The sequence below is a fragment of the Ruegeria spongiae genome (assembly GCF_023502395.1).
Taxonomy (GTDB): Bacteria; Pseudomonadota; Alphaproteobacteria; order Rhodobacterales; family Rhodobacteraceae; genus Ruegeria_C; species Ruegeria_C spongiae.
Map to the genome: position 1 here is coordinate 1 of NZ_JAMFMB010000018.1, position 21,981 is coordinate 21,981.

The following is a 21,981-nucleotide window of genomic DNA, read 5'->3' on the forward strand; positions in this document are numbered from 1 at the left end:
GCTCGACCTCATGCGCGCCACTGCCGAGCGCGGCAAGCCGCTGTTGATGCTGGAAGGGTATGGCGGTTTTGTGCTGGGCGATTGGGTCATTATCAGGATTGCCGAAACCAAGTCCGAGCTGATGGGCGACGGGTCGCCGCGTGTCATAACGTTTTCCATGACGCTCAAGGAATATGGCGGTGACGCGGGCGGCGTCGACGGGTTCCAACTCGGTATTGCCGCCGTTTCGACGCTGGCGAGGCTCGTTTGATGCGCCTGCCACTTGGTTACTTGAGGGCCTGACATGAAGTATCGCACCAAAGATGGCGACGTGCTGGATGCGGTCTGCACCAAGCATTATGGCGATCTGTCCTGGCGGATCGAAGATGTGATCGCGGCCAACCCCGGTCTTTCGGCGCGGGGGGCGGTACTGCCCTCGGGCCTGCTGATCGAGTTGCCGCCGGTCGAGGATGCCGCGCCCCAGCGGCCAACCCTGCGGCTTTGGGGCTGAGCCTCTGTCCGCGCAGCGGCAAACCATCCGGGGGATGGTTTGAGAGGCGAAGGGGCGGAGCCCATTTGCGACAAGGGAGCAAACCATGACACCAGCTTTCAAAGTCATTGCGGCGGGGGTGAACATCACCGACCAGATCAGCGAGCGGCTGCTGAGCCTGGTCGTGACCGACGAGGCCGGGTTCAAGTCGGATCGCGTGGAAATCACACTGGATGACCGCGACAACGCCGTGGAGCTGCCGCTGCCCGGTGCGCCGCTTGCGGTGTTCATGGGGTACGAGGAAACCTTCCTCGCGCCCATGGGGGCCTTTACGTCGGCTGAGGTGGTGGCAAAAGGCCCGCCTGACCGGGTGATTATCCGGGGCAAGGCCGCCAACCTGGGCGGCTCGATCAAGGCCCAGGTGACCCGCGCATGGGACAACAGCACCCTCTCCGACATCGCCGCAACCATTGCCGAGGCGCATGGCCTCAAGGCGAAGGTATCTGAGAGGTTCCGTGACATCATATATGGCCACCTCGATCAGACCGACGAAAGCGACATCAACCTGATGACACGGCTGGCGAAGGATCACGACGCCATTGCCAGCGTGAAGGGCGACACGCTGGTATTCATGGGCAAGGGTGAAGGCAAGACCGCTGGCGGCGTTCCGATGCCACCGGTGCCGGAGCGCAAGACCGGCAACATCCGCTGGTCGATGACGCTGGCGACACGCGGAAACTTCCGCACGGTCGAGGCCACCTGGCACAATCAGCAGACAGGAACACGCGACAAGGTGACCGCTGGCGAGGGTGCGCCGGTCAAGCGGTTGCGCCATGCCTATCCCGATCAGGGCGAGGCCCAGCGCGCCGCCCGTGCCAAACTGGACGAGCTGGGGCGTGGCAACGACACGCTGAGCATCGAAATGGTTGGTGATCCGCTCATCGCTGCCGAGGGCCAAATCCTCGCCACCGGCTTCCGCGTCGGGGTTTCCGGCACCTGGTCGATCAAGAGCGCCAGACATCGGATCGCCGGGGGCGGCTTCACCACCTCAATCGAGGCCGAAAAGCCGAAATCAGAAACCGGCTAGACGGCAGCGACGATGAAAATTAAAACGTTCCGCAATGAAAAAAAATTGGGCCGGCCCAGCGCTGCCCCCATACCCCCGAGGTATTTTTGAACAGAAGAAACATCAGGCCGGTTCGAGCGTTGCCTTGGCCTGATCCAGCAGGCGCTTGGCCTCGGAGCCTTCAAGCCGCTGGATGTCGTCCTGGTATTTCAGCACCGCGCCAAGCGTGTCGGCGATCACTTCGGGGCTGAGGTCGATCACGTCCAGCGCCAGCAGGCATTTGGCCCAGTCGATGGTTTCGGCCACGCCGGGTTTCTTGAACAGATCCTCGGTGCGCAATTGCTGGACGAACGCCACAACCTCGCGGCTGAGCGCCTCGGCGACTTCGGGGGCACGGGCGTGCAGAATCTCGACCTCGCGGGTGAAATCCGGGTAGTCGACCCAGTGATAGAGGCAGCGGCGTTTCAGGGCGTCATGCACCTCGCGCGTGCGGTTCGAGGTGAGGATGACGATAGGTGGTTCGGCGGCCTTGATCGTGCCCAACTCTGGGATGGTGACCTGAAAATCGCTGAGCGCCTCCAGCAGGAAAGCCTCGAAAGGTTCGTCGGTGCGGTCAAGCTCGTCGATCAGCAGCACCGGCGCGCCGTTCTCATCCGGGCGCATGGCCTGCAGCAGCGGGCGTTCGATCAGATAATCGTCGCTGAACAGCTCGGATTGCAGCGCGCTGCGATCCGCGCCGCCCGCAGCTTCGGCGGTACGGATGGCAATCATCTGGGCCGGAAAATTCCACTCATACACCGCGCTCGAGGCATCGAGTCCCTCGTAACATTGCAGCCGGATCAGGCGGCGGCCCAGCGCGGCCGACAGCGCCTTGGCGATCTCGGTCTTGCCGACGCCCGCCTCGCCCTCAAGGAACAGCGGGCGGCCCAGTTTGAGCGCAAGGAACACAACCGTGGCCAGCGCGCGGCCGCAGACATAGCCCTGCGCGGTCAGCGCGGATTGAACCGCATCGATGCTGTCTGGTCGCTGCATGTCATCTCCCTTTTTCCCGGTGCAGCAGGTCATGGCACGGCTCTGGCGTCAAGCAAAGAGCGGTGCGACCTTAGTCGCATCACGCTTGCCCCGGTCCGGGCGATTGACGGGTTGGGGGCAAGATGCCATGAATTGCGCGGGCAAGATGCAAAGCATCCCGGTCACGGGATCGGGGAGATTGCATGCGATATCTGGCCGTGCTGACGGTTCGCAACGAAGGGGCCTTTCTGCTGGACTGGCTTGCCCATCATCAGGCGACGGGTTTCACCGATTTCCTGGTGTTTTCCAACGATTGCCAGGACGGCACTGACGCGATCCTCGACCGGTTGGAGGAGATGGGCCACCTGACCCATCTGCGCAACGACGGCCCCTATGACAAGGGTGGCATCCAGTTCACCGCGCTCAAAGCGGCGTCAAAGCACCGGCTGGTCAAACGGGCCGACTGGATTCTGCCGCTGGATGTGGATGAGTTCGTCAACATCCATATCGGCGACGGCTCCGTACAGGAACTGACCGCCGCCCTGCCCGACGCCACGGCCATCACGCTGACCTGGCGGCTGTTCGGCAATGGCGAGGTCACGCGTTACGCTGACACCTCGGTGCCACGGACCTTCACCCGCTGCGCGCCGGTGATCATGCATTGGCCCTGGCGTGCGGCAATGTTCAAGACGCTCTACCGCAATGACGGAAGCTACCGGAAACTGGGCGTGCACCGCCCCCGCTCGCCGCATCCCGAGAACGAGGCAGAGGCCCGCTGGTTCGACGGGTCCGGGCGCGAGATCGACCTGAAGCAGCAGAAGAAGAGGGTGTTTTCCGACTATGGACGCGACAATTATGGCCTGGCGCAGTTGAACCACTACCCGCTTGGCGCGATGGAGAGCTATGTGCTCAAGGCCGATCGGGGTCGCGCGGTGCATTCTGGCGACCTGCTGGGCATGGATTACTGGGTCGAACGAAACCTCAACACCGAGACCGACGACAGTATCTTGCGTATCAGCGAGCGCGCCGATCCGCTGCGCGCCGAGATGCTGGAAGATCCCGATCTCGCCCATCTGCATGAAAGCGCGGTGAATTGGCGACACGAACGGTTCCGCGAGTTGATGGAGCAGGACGCATATCGCGCATTGTTCACGCGCCTGCTGATGACGCCCCCATCGCGCCCGGTTTCAGCCAGCGCGGCCGAAACACTGGCCGGGTTTGCCAGTCTCGGCCTCATGAAGACCAGAGGCGCCGGGGCGGATAACAGCCAGAAAGAGACCTGAGTTCAACCCCGATTTGGCCTCATTCGCCCTTTATTCATGGGGGTATCCAACCGGTCCGCGAAGCGACCGGATCTCTGAGGGTCGGCATATGAAGGACATCGAAAGCGCCCTTGACCAGCCGCTGGTCAACCTGCGCCCCCGCCTGTGGAAGGCGCGATTGCTGGACCAGGCACGGGCCGAGGGGGAAGCGCATGAGCTGGGCGAGCAGCACTTCGCAACCTTCATACCCCGCAGCCCGACCCTGCTGGTGAGTTTCGAGACGATGCAGGATATCCGCGCCCTCTCGGACAGCCAGCAACCCCTGGGATTCGAGATGATCCGCAAGAGGTCCTGGTCGCATCTGTGCCTCATCTCCAACGGCGACACCTGGTTTCGCGATGACGCGGTCTATGCCTTTTTCGACCGGTTGATCGATGACGGAATATTCGAGGCGTATGACAAGGTGGTGTTCTATGGTGCGGGGTCGTGCGGCTATGCTGCGGCGGCGTTTTCTGTCGCTGCCCCCGGTGCCTCGGTCATTGCGGTCCAGCCGCAAGCGACGCTGGACCCACGGATGACGGAATGGGACGACCGGTTCACCTCGATGCGCCGCACCGCCTTTGATGACCGGTTCGGCTATGCACCCGACATGCTGGATGCCGCTGATCAGGCTTTTGTGCTCTACGATCCCGGCCAGCAACTGGATGCGATGCATGCCACGCTCTTTGCGCGACCCAATGTGACGCGGTTGCGCATGCGTCATATGGGCAGCGATCTGCAGGCCCGCCTGTCCGAGATGAAGCTGCTGTCCCGTCTGCTGACAAAAGCAGCCGAGAACACGCTGACAGAGATCGAATTCTATAGGATGTTCCGCGCCCGCCGCGCGTCTCCACATTATCTTCGGATGCTGCGAAACATTCTGGAACACCAGGAACGCCCCTATCTTGAGATGCTGCTGTGCCGCAACACAATTGCCCGACTGCCGATGCGCCGGTTGCGACGTCGCCTGGAACGGCTGCAACAGCTCGCGGCAGAGGGGGTCTTCAGGCCGCCGCCGGACAGGTCCACCTGATCCGGGCCACAAGGGCTTTCCCGTCACCGGCACCTGTGCTAGCCGGGTCGCATGAGCCAAAGCCTTACGATCCGCCGCCCCGACGACTGGCATCTGCATCTGCGCGACGGCGCAATGTTGCAGGCCGTCCTGCCCGAAACCGCCCGTCATTTTGCCCGTGCCATCATCATGCCGAACCTGGTGCCACCCGTGGTGACCGGGGCCCAGGCCGGTGCCTATCGCGACCGCATCCTGGCCGCCCTGCCCGAGGACATGGATTTCGCGCCGCTGATGACGCTTTACCTGACCGAGGACACCGATCCCGAGGATGTGGCCGCGGCGCACGCCAGCGGGCTGATCAAGGCGGTCAAGCTATACCCGGCGGGTGCCACCACCAACTCGGCCAGCGGGGTCCGCGATTTCGACAAGGTGCGCGGCGTGCTGGAACGGATGGCAGAGATCGGCCTGCCGCTCTGCGTGCATGGCGAAGTCACCGACGCGGAGATCGACATTTTCGACCGCGAAGCGCTGTTCATCGAATGGGTCCTCGACCCGATCCGCCGCGACACGCCCGGCCTGCGGGTGGTGATGGAACATATCACCACCAAGAACGGGGTCGATTATGTCAAGGCCAATGCGCAGGATCTGGGCGCGACGATCACCACCCATCACCTGATCATCAACCGCAACCATATCCTGGTGGGCGGCATCAAGCCGCACTACTACTGCCTGCCCGTCGCCAAGCGCGAAGAACACCGTCTGGCCCTGCGCGCTGCCGCCACCAGCGGCGATGCCCGGTTCTTTCTGGGCACCGATTCTGCGCCCCATACCGACCCGCTCAAGGAAAGCGCCTGTGGTTGCGCGGGCTGTTTCACCGCCACCAACACCATGTCGCTGCTGGCTCATGTCTTCGAAGAAGAGAGTGCGCTGGACAGTCTCGAAGGCTTCACCTCGCGCAACGGACCCGCGTTTTATGGCCTGCCGGTCAATGAGGGCAGCCTGACCCTGACCAAGGGCGATGCCGTCAGCTACCCCGACAAGATCGACACCGGCGACGGCCCGGTCACGGTCTTTGATCCCGGTTTCCCGGTGCATTGGCACGTCACCGCCTGAACAACGACTTCAAGGACCTGATGATGATCCCCACATCCTACCCGCCCGCCGACGAGATTGCCCGCCTGACCGCCCGGATGCTGCTTGAGATCAAGGCGGTGCATTTCAATGCGCGCGAGCCCTTCACGCTGGCCAGCGGGTTGCCCAGCCCGACCTATATCGACTGCCGCAAGCTGATCTCTTATCCGCGCATCCGGTCCACCCTGATGGATTTCCTGACCGTCACCGTAATGCGCAACGCGGGCCTCGAGGCGTTCGATAATATCGCGGGCGGTGAGACCGCAGGCATACCCTTTGCCGCATTGGTGGCCGAGCGCATGGCGTTGCCGATGACCTATGTGCGCAAGAAGCCCAAAGGCTACGGCCGCAACGCCCGAATCGAAGGCGCAATGAGCGAAGGCGAGCGGGTGTTGCTGGTCGAGGACCTGACCACCGATGGCGGATCGAAGCTGAGCTTCGTCGATGCCATCCGCGAGACCGGCGCAACCTGCGGACACACGGCAGTGATCTTCTACTACGGCATCTTCCCGGATACGGAAAAGACGCTGGGCGATCACGGGGTTGCACTGCATCACTTGTGCACCTGGTGGGATGTGCTGGCCGAGGCGCGCGCCCAAAACGCCTTTGACGCCGAGACTCTGGAAGGGGTCGAGGCGTTCCTGAACGACCCGCGCGGATGGCAGGACGCCCAAAAAAGCTGACTTTACGTCATCTGCGGCCACCCGTGTGCCCCGACCGGTAAACTCCCGCCGAGCACACAAGATGTTGACGGGGCACGCCCTGCCCATGCATGATGTTGGGGGCGGGTGACTACTCACAAACTATCCCCAGAAACATACAATTTGCCCCCGCCGCGGCGAATAAGCTATGACCCCTCACTCAAGGGCGGTGAGAACAAAATGAACGAGATCAGCAGTATCGATCAGGCGCAGATCCAGATTCAGAATGCGGAGACCATGCCGCATTCCATCGAGGCCGAACAGCAGCTTCTGGGCGCGATCCTGACCAATAACGACCTGTATGACCGGGTGGCCGCCATCATCGGGCCCGAGCATTTCTATGACCCGGTGCATGCCCGCATCTACGAGGTCGCCTCGGCCCGGATCGCCAAGAACACGCTGGCCTCGCCGGTGACGCTGAAATCCTTCATGGCCGATGACGAGGGCCTGAAAGAACTGGGCGGCGCCACCTATCTGATCAACCTCGCCGGGGCCTCGATCAGCGCGTTTGCGGTGCATGACTATGCCCAGATGATCTATGACCTTGCGATCCGGCGCGAGTTGATCGGGCTGGGCCGCGAAATCTCGGACAAGGCGGCGCGGGTTGACGTAGCCTCCGAGCCCAAGGAACAGATCGTCGAGGCCGAGCAGAAACTCTATCAACTATCCGAGCAGGGCCAGACCGAACAGGGGTTCAAATCCTTCCTCAAGGCCGTCACCGAAGCCGTGAACGTCACCAATGAAGCCTATCAGCGTGGCGGCGGCATGGCGGGACTCTCGACCGGTCTGGCCGACCTGGACAAGCAACTGGGCGGCCTGCACCCTTCGGACCTGATCATTCTGGCGGGACGCCCTTCGATGGGGAAAACCTCACTGGCGACCAACGTGGCCTTCAACGTGGCCAAGGCCTATAAGCGCGGGCTGAAAAACGATGGCAGCGAAGGCGCGGTCGATGGTGGCGTGGTCGGGTTCTTCTCGCTGGAAATGAGCGCCGAGCAGCTTGCGGGGCGGATTCTGGCCGAGGCCTCGGAAATCTCGTCGCACAAAATCCGGCAGGGCGACATGACCGAGGGCGAGTTCCGCCGCTTTGTCAATGCCGCCAAGGATCTTGAGGCCTGTCCGCTGTTCATCGACGACACACCCGCCCTGCCCATTGCGCAGCTTGCGGCCCGGGCGCGTCGACTGAAACGGACTCATGGGCTGGACCTGCTGGTGATCGACTATCTGCAGCTTTGCCGTGGCATGGCCGACAACCGCGTCAACGAGATCGCCGAGATTTCGATGGGCATGAAAGCCATCGCCAAGGAATTGCAGATCCCGGTCGTGGCCCTGTCCCAGCTGTCGCGTCAGGTGGAAAACCGCGACGACAAGCGCCCGCAACTCAGCGACCTGCGCGAATCCGGCTCGATCGAGCAGGACGCCGATGTGGTGATGTTCGTGTTCCGCGAGGAATACTACAAGGAACGCGAAAAGCCCGGCGATCACGAACTCGACAAGATGGAAGAGTGGAAGACCGCGATGGAACACCTGCATGGCAAGGCCGAGGTGATCGTGGGCAAGCAGCGTCACGGCCCCATCGGCACGGTTGAACTCAGCTTCGAGGCGCAGTTCACCCGGTTCGGCAACCTGGTCAAACCCTGGCAACAGGGGATCGAAGACATGGGGCATTGAGGCCCCGCGCCAGAGGGGCCGCGCAATCCTGCACCGGTCTCGATGGTTATCACTTTGGCGTTTTGCGCACAGGTCTTGCGGCCTATGAAAGCAGAGACGATGTCGCGGTTTTTCCGCCCCCTGTTTCCGGACCGGAAACGCCAAGCTAGACTTTGCCGGAATCTCTGCGTAAACCCGCCCGACTGCGGGGATTTCTGACTTGACCTGCCCTGCCTCCATGTCATGAACGGGGCCATGAGCACATCACATCTGACAATCGACCTGACCGCGCTGGCCGATAACTGGAAAGCGCTGGATGCCAGAAACACCAGTGAAACCGGTGCCGTGGTCAAGGCAAACGGCTATGGACTGGGCGTGGGCCGGGCTGCCAAGGCGCTGGCTGAGGCCGGTGCGCGGCAGTTCTTTGTGGCTGTGGCCGAAGAAGGCGCCGCCGTGCGCAAGGCCGTTGGTGACGGGCCGGTCATTTCGGTCTTTGCCGGCCATATGGCGGGCGACGCCCCGCTGTTGCGCGACCACAAGCTGGTACCGATGATCAATTCGGTCGAACAGATGCTGCGACATGCGCGCGAGTTGGGCGGCCACCCTTTTGGAATCCAGCTTGACACCGGCATGAACCGACTGGGGCTGGAACCGCATGAATGGGCCGCGCTCAGGGATGTCGCGCTGCGACAGGGCCCGACGCTGATCATGTCGCATCTGGCCTGTGCGGACGAACCGCATCACGAGATGAGCGCGCAACAATTACGTGTTTTCAAAGAGCTGACGGACGATATTCAAGTTCCCAGGTCGCTGGCCGCCACCGGTGGTCTGCTGCTTGGACCGGATTATCACTTCGACCTCTGCCGGCCCGGTGTCGGCCTTTATGGCGGGGAACCGTTTGACGAGGCAAAGGCGGTTGTCACGCTTGATCTGCCGGTGATCCAGGTGCGCAGTGTCGAAGAAGGCGAAACCGTGGGCTATGGCAACACCTGGACCGCGCCGCGCAAATCCCGCATCGCCACCGTCGCTGCCGGTTATGCGGACGGGCTGCACCGCGCGCTTGGCGCAGGTATCGACCTGTTCCATGGCACCCAGACCTGCCCTGTCGTGGGTCGCGTGTCGATGGACCTGATCACCGTCGATATCACCGATCTGGAAAAAGCGCCCGAAAGCCTGCAAATCCTGAACCGGATGCAGACGGTCGACGACCTTGCCGAGGCGGCGGGCACGATCGGGTATGAGATCCTGACCTCGCTGGGCAACAGATACCGCCGGAGCTACATCGCATGATCCTTCTGGCGCCTTTGGGCTGGCTCGGACGTCTCACGCTCGAATTGCTGAGCACATTCGGAGCCGTGTCGCTGTTTGCAGCACGTGCGATCAGCCATATTTTCCGCCCTCCCTTTTATCCGCGCGAATTGATGATCTCGCTGCTCAACATCGGCTGGCTGTCGTTGCCGGTGGTGGGTTTGACCGCGATCTTTACCGGTGGCGCGCTGGCATTGCAGATCTATGCCGGCGGCGCGCGCTTCAACGCCGAGGCGGTGGTGCCGCAAATCGTTGCCATCGGCATGGTGCGCGAGTTGGGGCCGGTTCTGGTCGGCCTGATGATTGCCGCCCGCGTCACCTCCTCGATCGCGGCCGAGATCGCGACCATGAAGGTGACCGAGCAGATCGACGCGCTGGTGACGCTTTCGACCAATCCGATGAAGTATCTCGTCGCGCCCCGCGTGCTGGCGGCGCTGATCACCGTGCCGGTTCTGGTGGGCATCGGCGACATCATCGGAATCGCGGGCGGCTATACTGTTGCGGTGCAGAATCTTGGCTTTAACCCCGCCGCCTATCTGCGCAATACCGTTGACTTTTTGGAGATGCGCGACGTCGTCTCCTCGCTCGCCAAAGGCGCGGCTTTCGGCGGGATCGCGGCGGTGATGGGCTGTTACTACGGCATGGATTCAGGCCGCGGAGCACAAGGTGTGGGCCGGGCCACCAAAAGCTCGGTCGAGGCGGCGGCGATCCTGATCCTGGCGGCCAATTTTGTACTCACGGGGGTGTTCTTCTCGCTATGATCCTGATGGAGAATGTCCAAAAGTCGTTTGGCGACAACCACGTGCTGCGCGGCATGAATCTTGAGATCCCCAAGGGCACCTCGATGGTGATCATTGGCGGGTCTGGCACCGGCAAATCGGTGGGGCTGAAATGTATCCTTGGGCTGATCAAACCTGATGCGGGGCGGATCATGGTCGATGGCAAAGATGCCTCGACCGGGGATCGCGACGCGTTTCTGGCCCGCTTCGGCATGCTGTTTCAGGGCGGTGCGCTGTTTGACTCCCTGCCCGTCTGGCAGAATGTCGCCTTTCGCCTGCTGCGCGGTTCGCTGAAACGCCCGGTCGAGGAAGCCCGCGAGATCGCCATCGAGAAGCTGCGCCGCGTCGGGCTGAAATCCGATGTGGCCGACCGGCTTCCGGCGGAACTGTCGGGCGGGATGCAAAAACGCGTCGGCCTTGCCCGCGCCATCGCCGCCGAACCCGAGATCATCTTTTTTGACGAGCCCACCACCGGCCTCGACCCGATCATGTCCGGCGTCATCAATGACCTGATCCGCGAGATCGTGGTCGAGATGGGCGCGACGGCCATGACCATCACCCACGACATGTCCTCGGTCCGCGCCATCGCCGACAATGTGGCCATGCTGCATGACGGGGTGATCCAGTGGACCGGGCCTGTGTCCCAAATGGACACCTCGGGCGATCCCTATCTGGAACAGTTTATTACGGGCAGCGCCGAGGGGCCGATAGAGGCGGTTCGTTGAGCGCTCGCTCACATCAAGTGGGCCTTCTTCAATGCCCTCGAAGCTCTACGACGTCAGCGCGAGCGAACGCCGCGATCCAACAACAACATCTATGTAGGAAATCCAAAAAAAGATGAAATTTAACAATCGGTTTGGCATGGCATTCGTTCTCTCAGGCCTTGTGATCTCTGGTGCAGTCAACGCAGCCCCAACAGGGCAACAGATTTGCAAAAAAATGATATCGGATGGTCGTGGCGGTGGAATGAGCCAATCCGATTGCATGTGCAGTTATCGCGTTGCCGATGCTGTCCTTGATGACGATGTCAAGGCGCTGCTGTTCGACTCCTGGTACAACGGCACCAACAACATGGACGCGATCGAAAAGCTGCCACGGCGCAACAGAATAAAGAAACAGTTTAGACCATGGAGCGGACTCTCAAGAAAAACTGCTCTTGGCCGTCTTAAGGTCGACTGGGCCTAAACTGCGAAGATTCAGTTTGCCGGGCTAAATTTGGTTCAAATCAAATAGGCCTCGGTGGTCGTCGAGGCTTTTTGCCTACCTTGCTCTGTCTAATGACAGTTACTAGGTCGGGTGCAAAGATTCGTCCTATGGAACCCTATGCCTCTCCGCCTCCTCACCCTCTCCCTGCTGATCCTCTACCCCATCGCATGGTTCGCACCTCTGATGCGGGCGGGCTTGCTACCAATCTTCAGGCTGAGCGAGATCAGCGTGATCTCGGGCTTGCAGGCGCTTTGGGGGACCGATGTGGCCCTCGCGCTGCTGGTCACCTTTCTGGCGATCTTTGCGCCCTACCTCAAGACAATCGGCCTTGTGCTGGTGCAATGGGGCCTGCTGGATACCCGCCTGCTGCCCAGCTTGCACATCCTCGGAAAACTGGCGATGGGCGATGTTTTCCTGGCAGCGGTCTACATAAGTGTTGTCAAGTCCATCGGGGTCGGAACCATCGAAACCGCCTGGGGGCTCTACCTGTTCACGGGATGTATCCTGGCCTCACTGTTGCTGGGATATCTCACCGAAAACGCGATCAAAGCCGGTCAACACAACGTGTAATTGCTTGAAAACCAATATCTGTGTATCATCCTCTCATTGAGGTCAGAGCATTTGTTTCGTGTGGATGAACCATGCGCTGAGTGCTGGAAATATTGTTAAGCGCTTTTCCGCCGGTTCATCAGTATTTGATGAGGGTGGAGAGTTTTGCCATGTTGGCGTTGCGTTCAATACTATTCCAGAGTCAGGAGCTGCTGACGCGCCTGACGATTTTCATTATCTGTGCCGGTGCGGTTTTAAGCGTCGGATTGACCCTTCTGGCCGCAATGGGCGTTCTGCCGTGGCTGTCGCTTGCGGCAGGTGTCGGGGGCGCGGTGTCGCCTCTGGCCGGTCCGATTGCCCAGATTGCCCTGACCTGTCTGATCCTGATGCTGGCCTTCTACCTGCCTGCCAATGCGCGGATCATGGCGCTGGAACGCTCGCATCGCGACTTTTCCATCAACATGCACGATGTGGCCAACGCCTATCACGCCGCCCATTCGGCGGATCGCGAGGGGTATTTCAACCTGTCGTCCGAATTTGACGCGGTGAAGGAACGGCTGGCCTTCATGCGCGAGCATCCCGATCTTGAGGATCTGGAGCCCGATATTCTGGAACTGGCCGCGCAGATGAGCCAGATCAGCCGCGAGCTGGCCCGCGTCTATTCCGACGACAAGGTCACCCGCGCCAAAGGCTTCCTGCAACAGCGTCAGGAAGAGCTGGAGCGGTTCAACAAGCGGGTGGGCGATGCCAAGATCGCCTTGGAAGAGATGCGGCAGTGGCACCACGAGATCGAGATCGAGGAATCGGTGGCGCGATCGCAACTTGACCGTATCCGCGAAGAGATGTTCGAACTGCTGCCAGAGCTTGCGGCGCAGCATGGCGCCGATGACGGCGACGGTGCAACTATCCTGCCGTTGCAGCCGGGGCGCGCTGCGGAATAGGCGCGGATTGGCGGTTGTGACCGGGCGATGCCTCGGGCAGAAACGCCCTTATGGCAAAGAAGACATTCTCCTGCTCGGCCTGCGGCGCGAGCTTTTCCAAATGGTCGGGCCGCTGCGAAGGTTGCGGTGAGTGGAACTCGATATCGCAGGATGCGGGCCTGTCGGCGGGCCCCCCTTCGAAATCGCTGGGCAACCGGCGCGGCTCGCCGGTGCAGTTGAGCGATCTGAGCACAGAAGAGGCACCTCCGCCCCGCACGCTATGTGGCATGGGCGAGCTGGACCGGGTCCTGGGCGGCGGGCTGGTGCCTGCCTCGGCCATTCTGGTTGGCGGCGATCCCGGCATCGGCAAATCCACGCTGCTGTTGCAGGCGGCGGCGCAGTTCGCCCGCTCCGGGTTGAAGACGCTTTATGTCTCTGGCGAGGAAGCGGCGGCGCAGGTGCGGATGCGGGCGCAGCGGCTGGGGCTGACCGAGGCGCCGGTGAAACTGGCCGCCGAGACCAATCTGCGCGACATCCTCACAACACTTGAGGCGGAAAAGCCGCAACTTGCGGTGATCGATTCGATCCAGACCATGTGGGCCGACAATGTGGACAGCGCGCCGGGCTCGGTCAGCCAGGTGCGCGCGGCGGCCCATGAATTGACCACTTTCGCGAAACGCCACGGCGTGTCGATCGTGATGGTCGGCCATGTCACCAAAGAGGGCCAGATCGCCGGCCCCCGCGTCGTCGAACATATGGTCGACACGGTGCTTTATTTCGAAGGCGAGCGCGGCCATCAGTTCCGCATCCTGCGCGCGGTCAAGAACCGCTTTGGCGCCGCTGACGAGATCGGCGTGTTCGAGATGACCGGCGCGGGGTTGAGCGAGGTCACCAACCCCTCCGCTCTCTTCCTCAGCGAACGGGGCGAGACCAGCCCCGGATCGGTGGTTTTCGCCGGGATCGAAGGCACCCGGCCCGTGCTGGTCGAGTTGCAGGCGCTGGTCGCCCCCTCGCCGCATTCACAGCCGCGCCGCACGGTGGTGGGCTGGGATAGCGGACGGCTGGCGATGATTCTCGCGGTGCTCGAGGCGCGGTGTGGCATCCCCTTTGCCGGTCTCGACGTCTATTTGAATGTCGCGGGCGGCATGAAGATCAGCGAACCCGCCGCCGATCTGGCAGTTGCCGCAGCGTTACTGAGCGCCCGCGAGGATGCGGCCCTGCCCGCAGATACGGTGGTTTTCGGCGAGATTTCCCTGTCTGGCGCCCTCAGACCGGCCTCGCAGACGGAAAACAGGTTGAAAGAAGCGCAAAAACTTGGTTTCACCGCCGCGATTGCTCCGGCTGGTGGCAAGACCGGCACCGTTGCCGGTCTGCAACTCACCCGACCCTCCGATCTGGCGGGGTTTGTTGGCGAAACCTTCGGAGCAGGTTAAGGTCGCCCGCAATCGGGCAGGAAACGAAAGAGCAGGCGCGCGCCATGGAAGGTTTCACCATCATCGACGGGGTCGTGGCCCTTGTCATCGTCTTGTCGGCGCTGCTGGCCTATGCGCGCGGTTTTGTGCGCGAGGTGATGGCCATCGCGGGCTGGGTCGCGGCCGCCGTACTGGCCTTTATCTTTGCACCCACCACGACGCCGCTGGTACGCGAGATACCGGTGTTGCGCGACATTCTGGGCGACAATTGCGAGCTGTCGATCATCACCGGCTTTGCCGCCGTCTTTGCGGTGGCGCTGATCATCGTCAGCTTCATCACCCCGCTCTTTTCTTCACTGGTCCAGCGCTCGGCGCTTGGGGGCCTGGATCAGGGGATCGGCTTTCTATTCGGTGTGTTGCGGGGCATCCTTCTGGTCGCCATCGCCTTCTTTGTCTACGACACCGTGATGACGGGCGAGACCTTTACCGTGGTCGACGAAAGCCGCTCGGCGCTGGTTTTCGAGCGTCTGACCCAGCAGATCGAGGCGCAGGACCCCGAGGCGGCCCTTGGCTGGATCACCCAGCAATACGAGGATCTGGTCGGCACCTGCGCCCAGTAAGCCCCGCCCTTGTGATCATGCGAAACCCGGTCCGCAGCCCGCGCACCGGGTTTTCTTTTGCCCGCCTGATGGTTCAGACCCGCCACCGGGGTCTGACCCGCCGATCCAACGATTTGCCGACCCCAAAGTATTGCCGCGAGAACCGAGGCCCCCGTGCCGCAGCGGCAAATATCCCGATTTCATCAAAACCCCTGTGATCCTTTCGTGACAGTGGGACCGTTAGGCTTTAAGTGAAAGGCGAAATGATCGTCGGATTCGGAGCCGTTAACCGTGCCTAGCCTGCAAGCGCCATTGATTGACCTTGCCATCCGACCGTCGACACGCAGCAATACCTTGATCAGATAGCTACGCCTCAACGAAAGTGGAGCCCATTACATGTGCGGGATTTTGGGGATCGCAAACCGGAATGACGACGTCTTTGCCGAGATTTACGATGGTTTGCTGATGCTCCAGCATCGCGGTCAGGATGCCTCGGGCGTCGTGACTTTCAACGGCGAGTTCTTTCGCGAGCGCAAGGCCAACGGTCTGGTCAAGGACGTGTTTCACTCCGACGACATGCATGTGCTGACCGGCAAGGTCGGTATGGGCCACGTCCGTTACCCGACCGCCGGATCGCTGAGCGCCTCTGAGGCGCAGCCGTTTTTCGTCAATGCGCCTTATGGCATCTACCTTGTCCATAACGGCAACATCACCAACACCGCCGAGCAGCGCGAAAAGGTCACCGCCAAATACAGCCGCCACCTGCGCACCACCTCGGATTCGGAAATCCTGCTGAACGTGCTGGCCGACAAGGTTGCAGACGCGATCAAGGTGAATGGCAACGCCGAACCCATCCGCAATCTGTTTGCCGGTGTCAAAATGACGATGGAACGGGTTCAGGGGGCGTATTCGGTGATCTGCCTGGTGGCCGGTGTCGGCATGCTGGCCTTCCGCGATCCGCACGGTATCCGCCCGCTCTCGGTCGCGAAACGGCCTGCCGAGGGTGATGGCGACGATTATGCCTTCGCCTCCGAGGATGTCGCCTTTGGCATCAACGGGTTCGAAAAGCTGCGCGATGTGAAACCCGGCGAGGCGATCCTGATTGATCTGGATGGCAACATGCATTGCTTTCAGGCGATCGAGGGCAAGCTGACGCCCTGCATCTTTGAATATGTCTATCTGGCGCGCCCCGATTCGATGCTGGACGGCGTGTCGGTCTACAAGACCCAGATGCGCATGGGCCAGACCCTGGCCCGCCAGATCGAGGCCTCGGGCCTTGAGATCGACCGTATCATCCCGGTGCCAGACAGCGCCCGCCCCGTCGCGCTTGAGGTGGCGAAGGCCACCGGTATCTCGTATCGCGAAGGGCTGGTGAAGAACCGCTATGTCGGGCGGACCTTCATCATGCCCGGCCAGCAGGAGCGGCAGAAATCGGTGCGCCGGAAGCTGAATGCGGTGCCGCTGGAATTCAAGGATCACAATGTGATGCTGATCGACGATTCCATCGTGCGCGGCAACACGATCAAGAAGATCGTCCAGATGTGTCGCGAGGCGGGCGCCAAAAAGGTCTATGTAGCCAGCGCCTCGCCACCAGTGAAGTTTCCCAATGTCTACGGCATCGACATGCCCACTCGGCACGAGTTGATCGCCGACGGCAAGAGCATCGAAGAGATTCGGCAGGAACTGGGGGCGGATGCCCTGTTCTATCAGGAACTCGACGATCTGATCTGGGCCGCGCGCGAAGGCAACCCCGAGATCGAGCAGTTCGACTGCTCGTGCTTTGACGGCAATTACATCACCGGCAGCGTCAATGACGACTATTTGCAGCGGTTGGAAAACACCAGCCGGGTCAGCGCCAAGATCAAAGAGATGCCGCTGTCCGGCGCCTCGTGGAACCGCAGCGGTGTGGCCACGTCCGGTTAAACCGGGCGAGCCAGTCGGGTCGCGGCCAATCCGGCGGCTGGTAACGGCGGGACTCCGCCTCCGCCCCAAATGACGCGCGGTCCTGCTTTCCAATCCGGTGGTCGCTTGTTATCGCGGCGCGTCTGAGAAAGCTGGGGCCGGCCCGCGCCGGGAAAGTCCGAAATGTCGAGCAAAGATGTGAACAAGGCCGCCACCCAGCGTGGCGCGCTGAAGAAAAGTGCCGTGTCGCTGCTGGGTGTCTTTGGCCCCAAGGATGCCATGCAGGCGCTGGTGCGCATGCCCAGCGGGCGGGTCAAAACGATCAAGCCGGGCACTCGTCTGAGCGGCGGTCAGGTCGCGGCCATTGACGCGGACGGGCTGATTGTCCAGAAGAACGGCCAAGCCCAACGGATGACCCTGCTTCAGTGACCAATTCCGATCCTGATACTGCCCGGCTCCGGTTCCGGCCGCATCACTTTCTCTGCGCTCTGGGCTATCAGGGCAAAGGCTATAGCGACGCGTTCACCCGCAACATGGACCTGATCGTGCAGGGCAGGCTGCGCGGCGAGGGTGGCGACGCGGTCGAGATCGAAGTGACCGCGCAGACCGACTCGATCTGTGGCCCCTGCCCGCATCGCCGCGACACGCTTTGCGAGAGCCAGGACAAGATCGAAGCGCTGGACACACGGCACGCTGCCGCGCTGGACCTGCGCGCTGGTGACAGGCTGAGCTGGGGAACTGCCAAGGCGCGTATCCGCGCGCGGGTGATACCCGGCGATCTGGGTGTGATCTGCCAGAGCTGCCAATGGCTGGAATACGGCATGTGCGAGGCCGCACTGCGCCGCCTGCACGAGGCGACAGGGCCATCAGACTGAAACGGTCAGCACCGCCGCGCCCTGCAGTCGCCCTGCCCTGAGATCATCCAGTGCGGAATTGGCCTGCTCCAGCGGATAACGGACGGTTTCGGTCCTGACACGCGCCGCCTCTGCCAGCGGAAAGAACGCGTCTCCATCCGCGCGGGTCAGGTTGGCGACCGAAAGGATGCTGCGCTCTTCCCACAGATCGGCATAGGGAAAGGCGGGGATGTCGCTCATGTGGATACCGCCGCAGACAACGCGGCCCCCCTTGCGCACGGATTTCAACGCCAGCGGCACCAGCGCACCCACAGGGGCAAAGATGATCGCGGCGTCCAATTCCTCGGGTGGTGGTTGCGAGGACGGTCCCGCCCAGTCCGCCCCCAGCGCGCGCGCAAACTCCTGCGCCGCGGTGTCACCATCGCGGGTGAAGGCATAGACCGAAATCCCTTGATGGCGGGCGATCTGGCACAGGATATGCGCCGCCGCCCCGAACCCGTAGAGCCCCAGCCGCGAGACCTCGCCCGCCAGTCTGAGGCTGCGATACCCGATCAGCCCGGCGCAGATCAGCGGCGCCAGATCAACCGCATCGGGGCCCTCAGGCAGGGCAAAGACGAACTGGGCGTCCGCCACGCAATATTCAGCATAGCCGCCATTGATCGTATAGCCGGTGAAACCGGGCGTATCGCACAGGTTTTCCTGTCCCGACTCGCAATAGGCGCAACAGCCGCAGGTATGACCCAGCCACGGCACGCCGACCCGCTGACCGGGTCTGAGGGTCTCCACGCCCTGCCCCAACACCTCGACCCGCCCGACAATTTCATGGCCGGGCACCAATGGCAGCGCCGGAGAGGTCAGATCACCGTCAACCACATGCAAATCGGTACGGCAAACGCCGCAGGCCTCGACCCGGATCAGGACCTGCCCGGCACCCGGTTCGGGGATTGGGATGTCCGACAGGCTAAGTTTCGGGGTCCTGCCATCGAAGATCATCGCGCGCATCTCACCCTCCTCACGGTCCTGTTTGGAAGAATCAGAGTATAGGATCGTGGCACGGGCAACAAAAAAGGGCGCCCGAGGCGCCCTTTTACTTCCGTCAGAAAGGGATATCAGCCCTTGCGCGCCTTCAGCAACGTCCAGCCGCCGGTGACCACCAGCGCGGCGATCACGGCCTTGATGGCGTCGCCCAGCAGGAAGGGGCTGACCCAGTAGGTCCAGATCGTGTCTGCCGAGGACCCGACCCAGCTGCCTTCGAAACCCGCCATGCCCGCGATGGCCATCGGCCAGGCAACGCCGGGAATATAGAGAAGTGCGGAAATCGCGATGCAGATGATCGAGGTGCTGACAACACCTTTGGCCAGGCCGCGCTCAGCCGCCAGACCGGCCAACCAGGCCATTGCGACAAAGCCCACAAGGAAGCCGATCGTGGTGCTGGCCATGGCCAGATTCTTGCCGCCGGCAAAGACCGGCAGGCCCAGCGCGCCCTCGGCCAGATAGGCCAGCAGTGTTACGGCGGCCAGTCGCGAGCCGAAACTCAGGCCGACGATCAGGATCGCCAGTGTTTGCATGGTGACCGGGACGGGCCACATCGGCACGCTGATCTGCGCGGCCACCGCAATGAACAGCGAACCGCCCAGAACCATCGCCGCCTTCCAACCCAGAGCTTCAGAGCCGATGATGGCTTTGCCCAGAACAGTTTCGCGAGTCATTTTGTTTCTCCTTCGAATTTGGGCGCATAATTTTGCTGCGGCTGCAAAATGTCAAGCAACGCGGCTTGAAACGCAGCGAAAAGGATGAAATCAGCGGCCCATGAGTGAAATCAGGAAAACCGCCCTCGTCACCGGTGCGTCCCGCGGTCTTGGCTTTGCGATGGCCGAGGCGCTTGCACCCGAGTATCACATAATTGCCGTGGGTCGCACAACCGGCGCACTGGAAGAACTGGATGACCGCATTCAGGCCAAAGGCGGCGCGGCGACGCTGGCGCCGATGGACATCACCAACAGGGAGGCGATGGCGACGCTGTGCCGGGGCATCCATGACCGCTGGGGTCATCTGGATCTGTGGCTGCACAGCGCGATCCACGCCGCACCGCTGACGCCCGCGATCTTTGTCGAGGGCAAGGACTGGGACAAGTCGCTGGCGGTGAATGCAAATGCGACCGCATTGCTGATCTCTTATGTCGCGCCCCTGCTGGGCGTGTCCGGTCAGGCGGTGTTCTTTGACGATCCGCGCGCAGGAGAGAAGTTCTTTGGCAGCTACGGCGCGACCAAGGCCGCTCAGATGGCGCTGGCGCGCAGTTGGGCCGCCGAGAGCGAGCGGACCGGACCCAAGGTCCAGATCCTGTCTCCGAACCCGATGAGCACCGCCCTGCGTGCACGGTTCTTTCCGGGCGAGGATCGCGCTGCGCTGGCCGCACCATCGGATGAGGCGGCGAGACTACTGGCGACGCTTTAGGGAATGGTCCTTCGGACCATGCCTCCGGCGGAGGTATTTTTGAACAGAAGAAGAGGCGGCACCGTGTCTTATTCGAGGCGCACGCCCTGTCGGCCTGCCAGATCGACAAAGAACTGCCAGGCGACCCGACCGGATCGGGCGCCGCGTGTGGCCTGCCATTCGATCGCCTCGGCGCGCAGGGATTCCGGCTCGGTCGTGACGTCATAGGCCAGGCAATAGCGGTCGATCATCGCCAGATACTCATCCTGCGTACAGGGATGGAAGCCCAGCCATAGCCCGAAACGGTCGCTGAGCGAGACCTTCTCTTCGACCGCCTCGGACGGGTTGATGGCACTGGAGCGCTCGTTTTCGATCATGTCGCGCGGCATCAGGTGGCGTCGGTTCGAAGTGGCATAAAAGACCACATTCTCAGGCCGCCCCTCAATCCCGCCATCCAGCACCGCCTTGAGGCTTTTGTAATGCTGGTCGTCATGGCTGAAGGAAAGATCGTCGCAGAACAGGATGAACCGGTAAGGCGCCGCGCGCAGATGGTTCAGCAGCCGCCCGACCGAAGGCAGATCCTCGCGCTGCAGCTCGATCAATTTCAGGTCCGGGAATTCCGAATGAAGCGCGCCATGCAATGCCTTGACAAGGCTTGATTTTCCCATGCCGCGCGCACCCCAGAGAAGGGCATTGTTGGCCTTGAACCCCCGAGCAAAGCGGCGGGTGTTGTCGGCCAGCGTGTCGCGCGAGCGGTTGATGCCCAGCAGCAGGTCCAGATCGACGCGGTTGACCTCTGCCACGGGTTCCAGCCGTTCGGGGGCCACATGCCAGACAAAGGCGGTGGCGCTTGCAAAATCGGGCGCGGCGAGCGGCGCGGGCGACATACGCTCCAGCGCCTCGGCGATGCGGGTCAGCGCGTCGTGATCCATATCCATGCTCCGTCCTGTTGCCGGGGTGTCAAAGCATGAACCGGAACCGGCGACAAGTGGAGACGGGAAATTCGCCATTGACCGTCGCCACCAGCGTCGCGGAACATGAAATGACCTGCACCAAGGACCCGGTAAATGGCAAAGCCCAGGATCACCGTCGAAACCGACATCGTTGCCAAGGCGCCGATCACCCTGCTCGCCCATGCGGCGATGCAGAAGATGCGCAAGGGCAAATCCGGCGTCCTGTTTGGAAAGCACCGCCCTGACTGGAAGCTGATTAACGCATCCATCGAATGGGACATGGACAAGAAAACCAAATCTCCCACCGGTGTGTCGGCCTTTGTGATCAAGGTCAGATACTCGGGGCAGATCTATATCAGCAAGGCCATCGACAAGAACTCGAAATGCTTCAAACTGGTCAAAGAACACGAGCAGGAGCATCAGAAAATCTGCATCGCCGGCACCAAGGCCGCCACTGGTGCCTGCCGGAAAATCCTGAAAAAGCATTTCGACGCAGTGCTGAGATCCTACAAGGGCGACATCAAGAAACTGAGCGCCAACGAGGCCACGGCGGTCAAAAAGATCGCCTTCGGCGCCTTCAAAGAAATGGATGACGGTCCGTACTTCAAAGTGGCAGTCAAAAGTCTCAAGATCGACACCGACAGCCATTACTCGAAAATCAGCCCGCATTGCGCAGAATACGGCTAACGCGCTTGACCGATCCAAAGTGCGGTTCGCCGTGTCAT

The 21,981-nt window shown here is 61.9% G+C and carries 25 protein-coding genes; 21 read left to right on the forward strand and 4 right to left on the reverse strand.

Going from position 1 to position 21,981, the window contains the following annotated elements; all coding sequences use genetic code 11:
- The 3 genes from M3P21_RS14300 to M3P21_RS14310 all read left to right on the forward strand — a co-directional run.
- On the forward strand, positions 1-250 hold a 250-nt coding region (locus M3P21_RS14300), incomplete at its 5' end, for a phage tail protein (protein WP_249710822.1).
- Between the two features lie 33 nt (positions 251-283).
- Entirely contained in the window at positions 284-490 is a 207-nt protein-coding gene (locus M3P21_RS14305) for a tail protein X (RefSeq protein WP_249710823.1), read from the forward strand.
- Between the two features lie 85 nt (positions 491-575).
- Positions 576-1,556, forward strand: a complete 981-nt coding sequence (locus M3P21_RS14310) for a contractile injection system protein, VgrG/Pvc8 family (RefSeq protein ID WP_249710824.1) — start codon at positions 576-578, stop codon at positions 1,554-1,556.
- Positions 1,557-1,658: 102 nt separating this feature from the next.
- Here the strand turns inward: M3P21_RS14310 and M3P21_RS14315 are convergent, their stop codons facing one another.
- Positions 1,659-2,567 carry an AAA family ATPase gene (locus M3P21_RS14315; protein ID WP_249710826.1) on the reverse strand — a complete coding sequence of 303 codons (909 nt, stop codon included), beginning with the start codon at positions 2,565-2,567 and terminating at the stop codon, positions 1,659-1,661.
- Positions 2,568-2,749: 182 nt separating this feature from the next.
- Between M3P21_RS14315 and M3P21_RS14320 the strand changes: the two genes are divergently transcribed.
- From M3P21_RS14320 to M3P21_RS14395, 16 genes are all read left to right on the forward strand, one after another.
- Positions 2,750-3,829, forward strand: coding sequence for a glycosyltransferase family 2 protein (locus tag M3P21_RS14320; RefSeq protein ID WP_249710829.1), 1,080 nt, complete (start codon positions 2,750-2,752; stop codon positions 3,827-3,829).
- 88 nt (positions 3,830-3,917) lie between these two features.
- Positions 3,918-4,880 (forward strand): phosphoadenosine phosphosulfate reductase, encoded by a 963-nt coding sequence (locus tag M3P21_RS14325; RefSeq protein ID WP_249710831.1) that lies wholly within the window; start codon positions 3,918-3,920, stop codon positions 4,878-4,880.
- A gap of 51 nt (positions 4,881-4,931) precedes the next feature.
- On the forward strand, positions 4,932-5,972 hold the full coding sequence (gene pyrC / locus M3P21_RS14330) for a dihydroorotase (protein ID WP_249710832.1): 1,041 nt from the start codon (positions 4,932-4,934) through the stop codon (positions 5,970-5,972).
- Positions 5,973-5,995: 23 nt separating this feature from the next.
- Complete coding sequence (locus M3P21_RS14335; protein WP_249710833.1) at positions 5,996-6,673, forward strand: orotate phosphoribosyltransferase; 678 nt, start codon at positions 5,996-5,998, stop codon at positions 6,671-6,673.
- A gap of 198 nt (positions 6,674-6,871) precedes the next feature.
- Entirely contained in the window at positions 6,872-8,362 is a 1,491-nt protein-coding gene (locus M3P21_RS14340) for a replicative DNA helicase (RefSeq protein WP_249710834.1), read from the forward strand.
- A gap of 234 nt (positions 8,363-8,596) precedes the next feature.
- Positions 8,597-9,631: an alanine racemase gene (gene alr / locus M3P21_RS14345; protein WP_249710835.1), complete on the forward strand. Its 1,035-nt coding sequence runs from the start codon at positions 8,597-8,599 to the stop codon at positions 9,629-9,631.
- A complete protein-coding gene (locus M3P21_RS14350) occupies positions 9,628-10,410 on the forward strand; it encodes an MlaE family ABC transporter permease (protein ID WP_249710836.1) in 783 nt (260 codons plus the stop codon). The genes alr and M3P21_RS14350 overlap by 4 nt, the downstream gene beginning before the upstream one ends.
- Positions 10,407-11,153, forward strand: coding sequence for an ABC transporter ATP-binding protein (locus M3P21_RS14355; RefSeq protein ID WP_249710837.1), 747 nt, complete (start codon positions 10,407-10,409; stop codon positions 11,151-11,153). The genes M3P21_RS14350 and M3P21_RS14355 overlap by 4 nt, the downstream gene beginning before the upstream one ends.
- A 112-nt stretch (positions 11,154-11,265) precedes the next feature.
- On the forward strand, positions 11,266-11,613 hold the full coding sequence (locus M3P21_RS14360) for a hypothetical protein (protein WP_249710838.1): 348 nt from the start codon (positions 11,266-11,268) through the stop codon (positions 11,611-11,613).
- A 138-nt stretch (positions 11,614-11,751) separates the two neighbouring features.
- Complete coding sequence (locus M3P21_RS14365; protein ID WP_249710840.1) at positions 11,752-12,204, forward strand: paraquat-inducible protein A; 453 nt, start codon at positions 11,752-11,754, stop codon at positions 12,202-12,204.
- Positions 12,205-12,353: 149 nt separating this feature from the next.
- Positions 12,354-13,124 (forward strand): DNA repair protein, encoded by a 771-nt coding sequence (locus M3P21_RS14370; protein ID WP_249710841.1) that lies wholly within the window; start codon positions 12,354-12,356, stop codon positions 13,122-13,124.
- A 50-nt stretch (positions 13,125-13,174) separates the two neighbouring features.
- Complete coding sequence (gene radA, locus M3P21_RS14375; protein ID WP_249710842.1) at positions 13,175-14,536, forward strand: DNA repair protein RadA; 1,362 nt, start codon at positions 13,175-13,177, stop codon at positions 14,534-14,536.
- Between the two features lie 44 nt (positions 14,537-14,580).
- Complete coding sequence (locus tag M3P21_RS14380) at positions 14,581-15,135, forward strand: CvpA family protein (RefSeq protein WP_249710843.1); 555 nt, start codon at positions 14,581-14,583, stop codon at positions 15,133-15,135.
- A 375-nt stretch (positions 15,136-15,510) separates the two neighbouring features.
- Complete coding sequence (gene purF / locus M3P21_RS14385; protein WP_249710844.1) at positions 15,511-17,037, forward strand: amidophosphoribosyltransferase; 1,527 nt, start codon at positions 15,511-15,513, stop codon at positions 17,035-17,037.
- A 162-nt stretch (positions 17,038-17,199) separates the two neighbouring features.
- Positions 17,200-17,445 (forward strand): hypothetical protein, encoded by a 246-nt coding sequence (locus tag M3P21_RS14390; RefSeq protein ID WP_249710846.1) that lies wholly within the window; start codon positions 17,200-17,202, stop codon positions 17,443-17,445.
- Positions 17,442-17,891: a DUF1284 domain-containing protein gene (locus M3P21_RS14395; RefSeq protein ID WP_249710848.1), complete on the forward strand. Its 450-nt coding sequence runs from the start codon at positions 17,442-17,444 to the stop codon at positions 17,889-17,891. Before M3P21_RS14390 ends, M3P21_RS14395 begins: the two co-directional genes overlap by 4 nt.
- Here the strand turns inward: M3P21_RS14395 and M3P21_RS14400 are convergent.
- The gene (locus tag M3P21_RS14400; RefSeq protein ID WP_249710849.1) at positions 17,883-18,872 is read right to left on the reverse strand and encodes a zinc-dependent alcohol dehydrogenase family protein; all 990 of its coding nucleotides are present in this window, start codon (positions 18,870-18,872) and stop codon (positions 17,883-17,885) included. The genes M3P21_RS14395 and M3P21_RS14400 overlap by 9 nt on opposite strands.
- 107 nt (positions 18,873-18,979) lie before the next feature.
- Complete coding sequence (locus M3P21_RS14405) at positions 18,980-19,579, reverse strand: biotin transporter BioY (protein WP_249710851.1); 600 nt, start codon at positions 19,577-19,579, stop codon at positions 18,980-18,982.
- 100 nt (positions 19,580-19,679) lie between these two features.
- On the opposite strand from M3P21_RS14405, the gene M3P21_RS14410 reads away from it, so the two are divergent.
- Positions 19,680-20,324, forward strand: a complete 645-nt coding sequence (locus M3P21_RS14410; RefSeq protein ID WP_249710852.1) for an SDR family NAD(P)-dependent oxidoreductase — start codon at positions 19,680-19,682, stop codon at positions 20,322-20,324.
- Positions 20,325-20,392: 68 nt separating this feature from the next.
- Here M3P21_RS14410 and M3P21_RS14415 read toward each other — a convergent pair whose 3' ends face one another.
- A complete protein-coding gene (locus M3P21_RS14415) occupies positions 20,393-21,235 on the reverse strand; it encodes an ATP-binding protein (RefSeq protein ID WP_249711008.1) in 843 nt (280 codons plus the stop codon).
- Positions 21,236-21,370: 135 nt separating this feature from the next.
- Between M3P21_RS14415 and M3P21_RS14420 the strand changes: the two genes are divergently transcribed.
- Positions 21,371-21,943: a hypothetical protein gene (locus M3P21_RS14420; protein WP_249710853.1), complete on the forward strand. Its 573-nt coding sequence runs from the start codon at positions 21,371-21,373 to the stop codon at positions 21,941-21,943.
- Positions 21,944-21,981 lie beyond the last annotated feature (38 nt).

Bases quoted from the DNA above. Each gene is read 5' to 3' on its own strand.
- M3P21_RS14305 (WP_249710823.1), top strand. From the start codon at position 284: ATGAAGTATCGCACCAAAGATGGCGACGTGCTGGATGCGGTCTGCACC.
- M3P21_RS14310 (WP_249710824.1), top strand. From the start codon at position 576: ATGACACCAGCTTTCAAAGTCATTGCGGCGGGGGTGAACATCACCGAC.
- M3P21_RS14315 (WP_249710826.1), bottom strand. From the start codon at position 2,567: ATGCAGCGACCAGACAGCATCGATGCGGTTCAATCCGCGCTGACCGCG.
- M3P21_RS14320 (WP_249710829.1), top strand. From the start codon at position 2,750: ATGCGATATCTGGCCGTGCTGACGGTTCGCAACGAAGGGGCCTTTCTG.
- M3P21_RS14325 (WP_249710831.1), top strand. From the start codon at position 3,918: ATGAAGGACATCGAAAGCGCCCTTGACCAGCCGCTGGTCAACCTGCGC.
- pyrC (WP_249710832.1), top strand. From the start codon at position 4,932: ATGAGCCAAAGCCTTACGATCCGCCGCCCCGACGACTGGCATCTGCAT.
- M3P21_RS14335 (WP_249710833.1), top strand. From the start codon at position 5,996: ATGATCCCCACATCCTACCCGCCCGCCGACGAGATTGCCCGCCTGACC.
- M3P21_RS14340 (WP_249710834.1), top strand. From the start codon at position 6,872: ATGAACGAGATCAGCAGTATCGATCAGGCGCAGATCCAGATTCAGAAT.
- alr (WP_249710835.1), top strand. From the start codon at position 8,597: ATGAGCACATCACATCTGACAATCGACCTGACCGCGCTGGCCGATAAC.
- M3P21_RS14350 (WP_249710836.1), top strand. From the start codon at position 9,628: ATGATCCTTCTGGCGCCTTTGGGCTGGCTCGGACGTCTCACGCTCGAA.
- M3P21_RS14355 (WP_249710837.1), top strand. From the start codon at position 10,407: ATGATCCTGATGGAGAATGTCCAAAAGTCGTTTGGCGACAACCACGTG.
- M3P21_RS14360 (WP_249710838.1), top strand. From the start codon at position 11,266: ATGAAATTTAACAATCGGTTTGGCATGGCATTCGTTCTCTCAGGCCTT.
- M3P21_RS14365 (WP_249710840.1), top strand. From the start codon at position 11,752: ATGCCTCTCCGCCTCCTCACCCTCTCCCTGCTGATCCTCTACCCCATC.
- M3P21_RS14370 (WP_249710841.1), top strand. From the start codon at position 12,354: ATGTTGGCGTTGCGTTCAATACTATTCCAGAGTCAGGAGCTGCTGACG.
- radA (WP_249710842.1), top strand. From the start codon at position 13,175: ATGGCAAAGAAGACATTCTCCTGCTCGGCCTGCGGCGCGAGCTTTTCC.
- M3P21_RS14380 (WP_249710843.1), top strand. From the start codon at position 14,581: ATGGAAGGTTTCACCATCATCGACGGGGTCGTGGCCCTTGTCATCGTC.
- purF (WP_249710844.1), top strand. From the start codon at position 15,511: ATGTGCGGGATTTTGGGGATCGCAAACCGGAATGACGACGTCTTTGCC.
- M3P21_RS14390 (WP_249710846.1), top strand. From the start codon at position 17,200: ATGTCGAGCAAAGATGTGAACAAGGCCGCCACCCAGCGTGGCGCGCTG.
- M3P21_RS14400 (WP_249710849.1), bottom strand. From the start codon at position 18,872: ATGCGCGCGATGATCTTCGATGGCAGGACCCCGAAACTTAGCCTGTCG.
- M3P21_RS14405 (WP_249710851.1), bottom strand. From the start codon at position 19,579: ATGACTCGCGAAACTGTTCTGGGCAAAGCCATCATCGGCTCTGAAGCT.
- M3P21_RS14410 (WP_249710852.1), top strand. From the start codon at position 19,680: ATGAGTGAAATCAGGAAAACCGCCCTCGTCACCGGTGCGTCCCGCGGT.
- M3P21_RS14415 (WP_249711008.1), bottom strand. From the start codon at position 21,235: ATGGATCACGACGCGCTGACCCGCATCGCCGAGGCGCTGGAGCGTATG.
- M3P21_RS14420 (WP_249710853.1), top strand. From the start codon at position 21,371: ATGGCAAAGCCCAGGATCACCGTCGAAACCGACATCGTTGCCAAGGCG.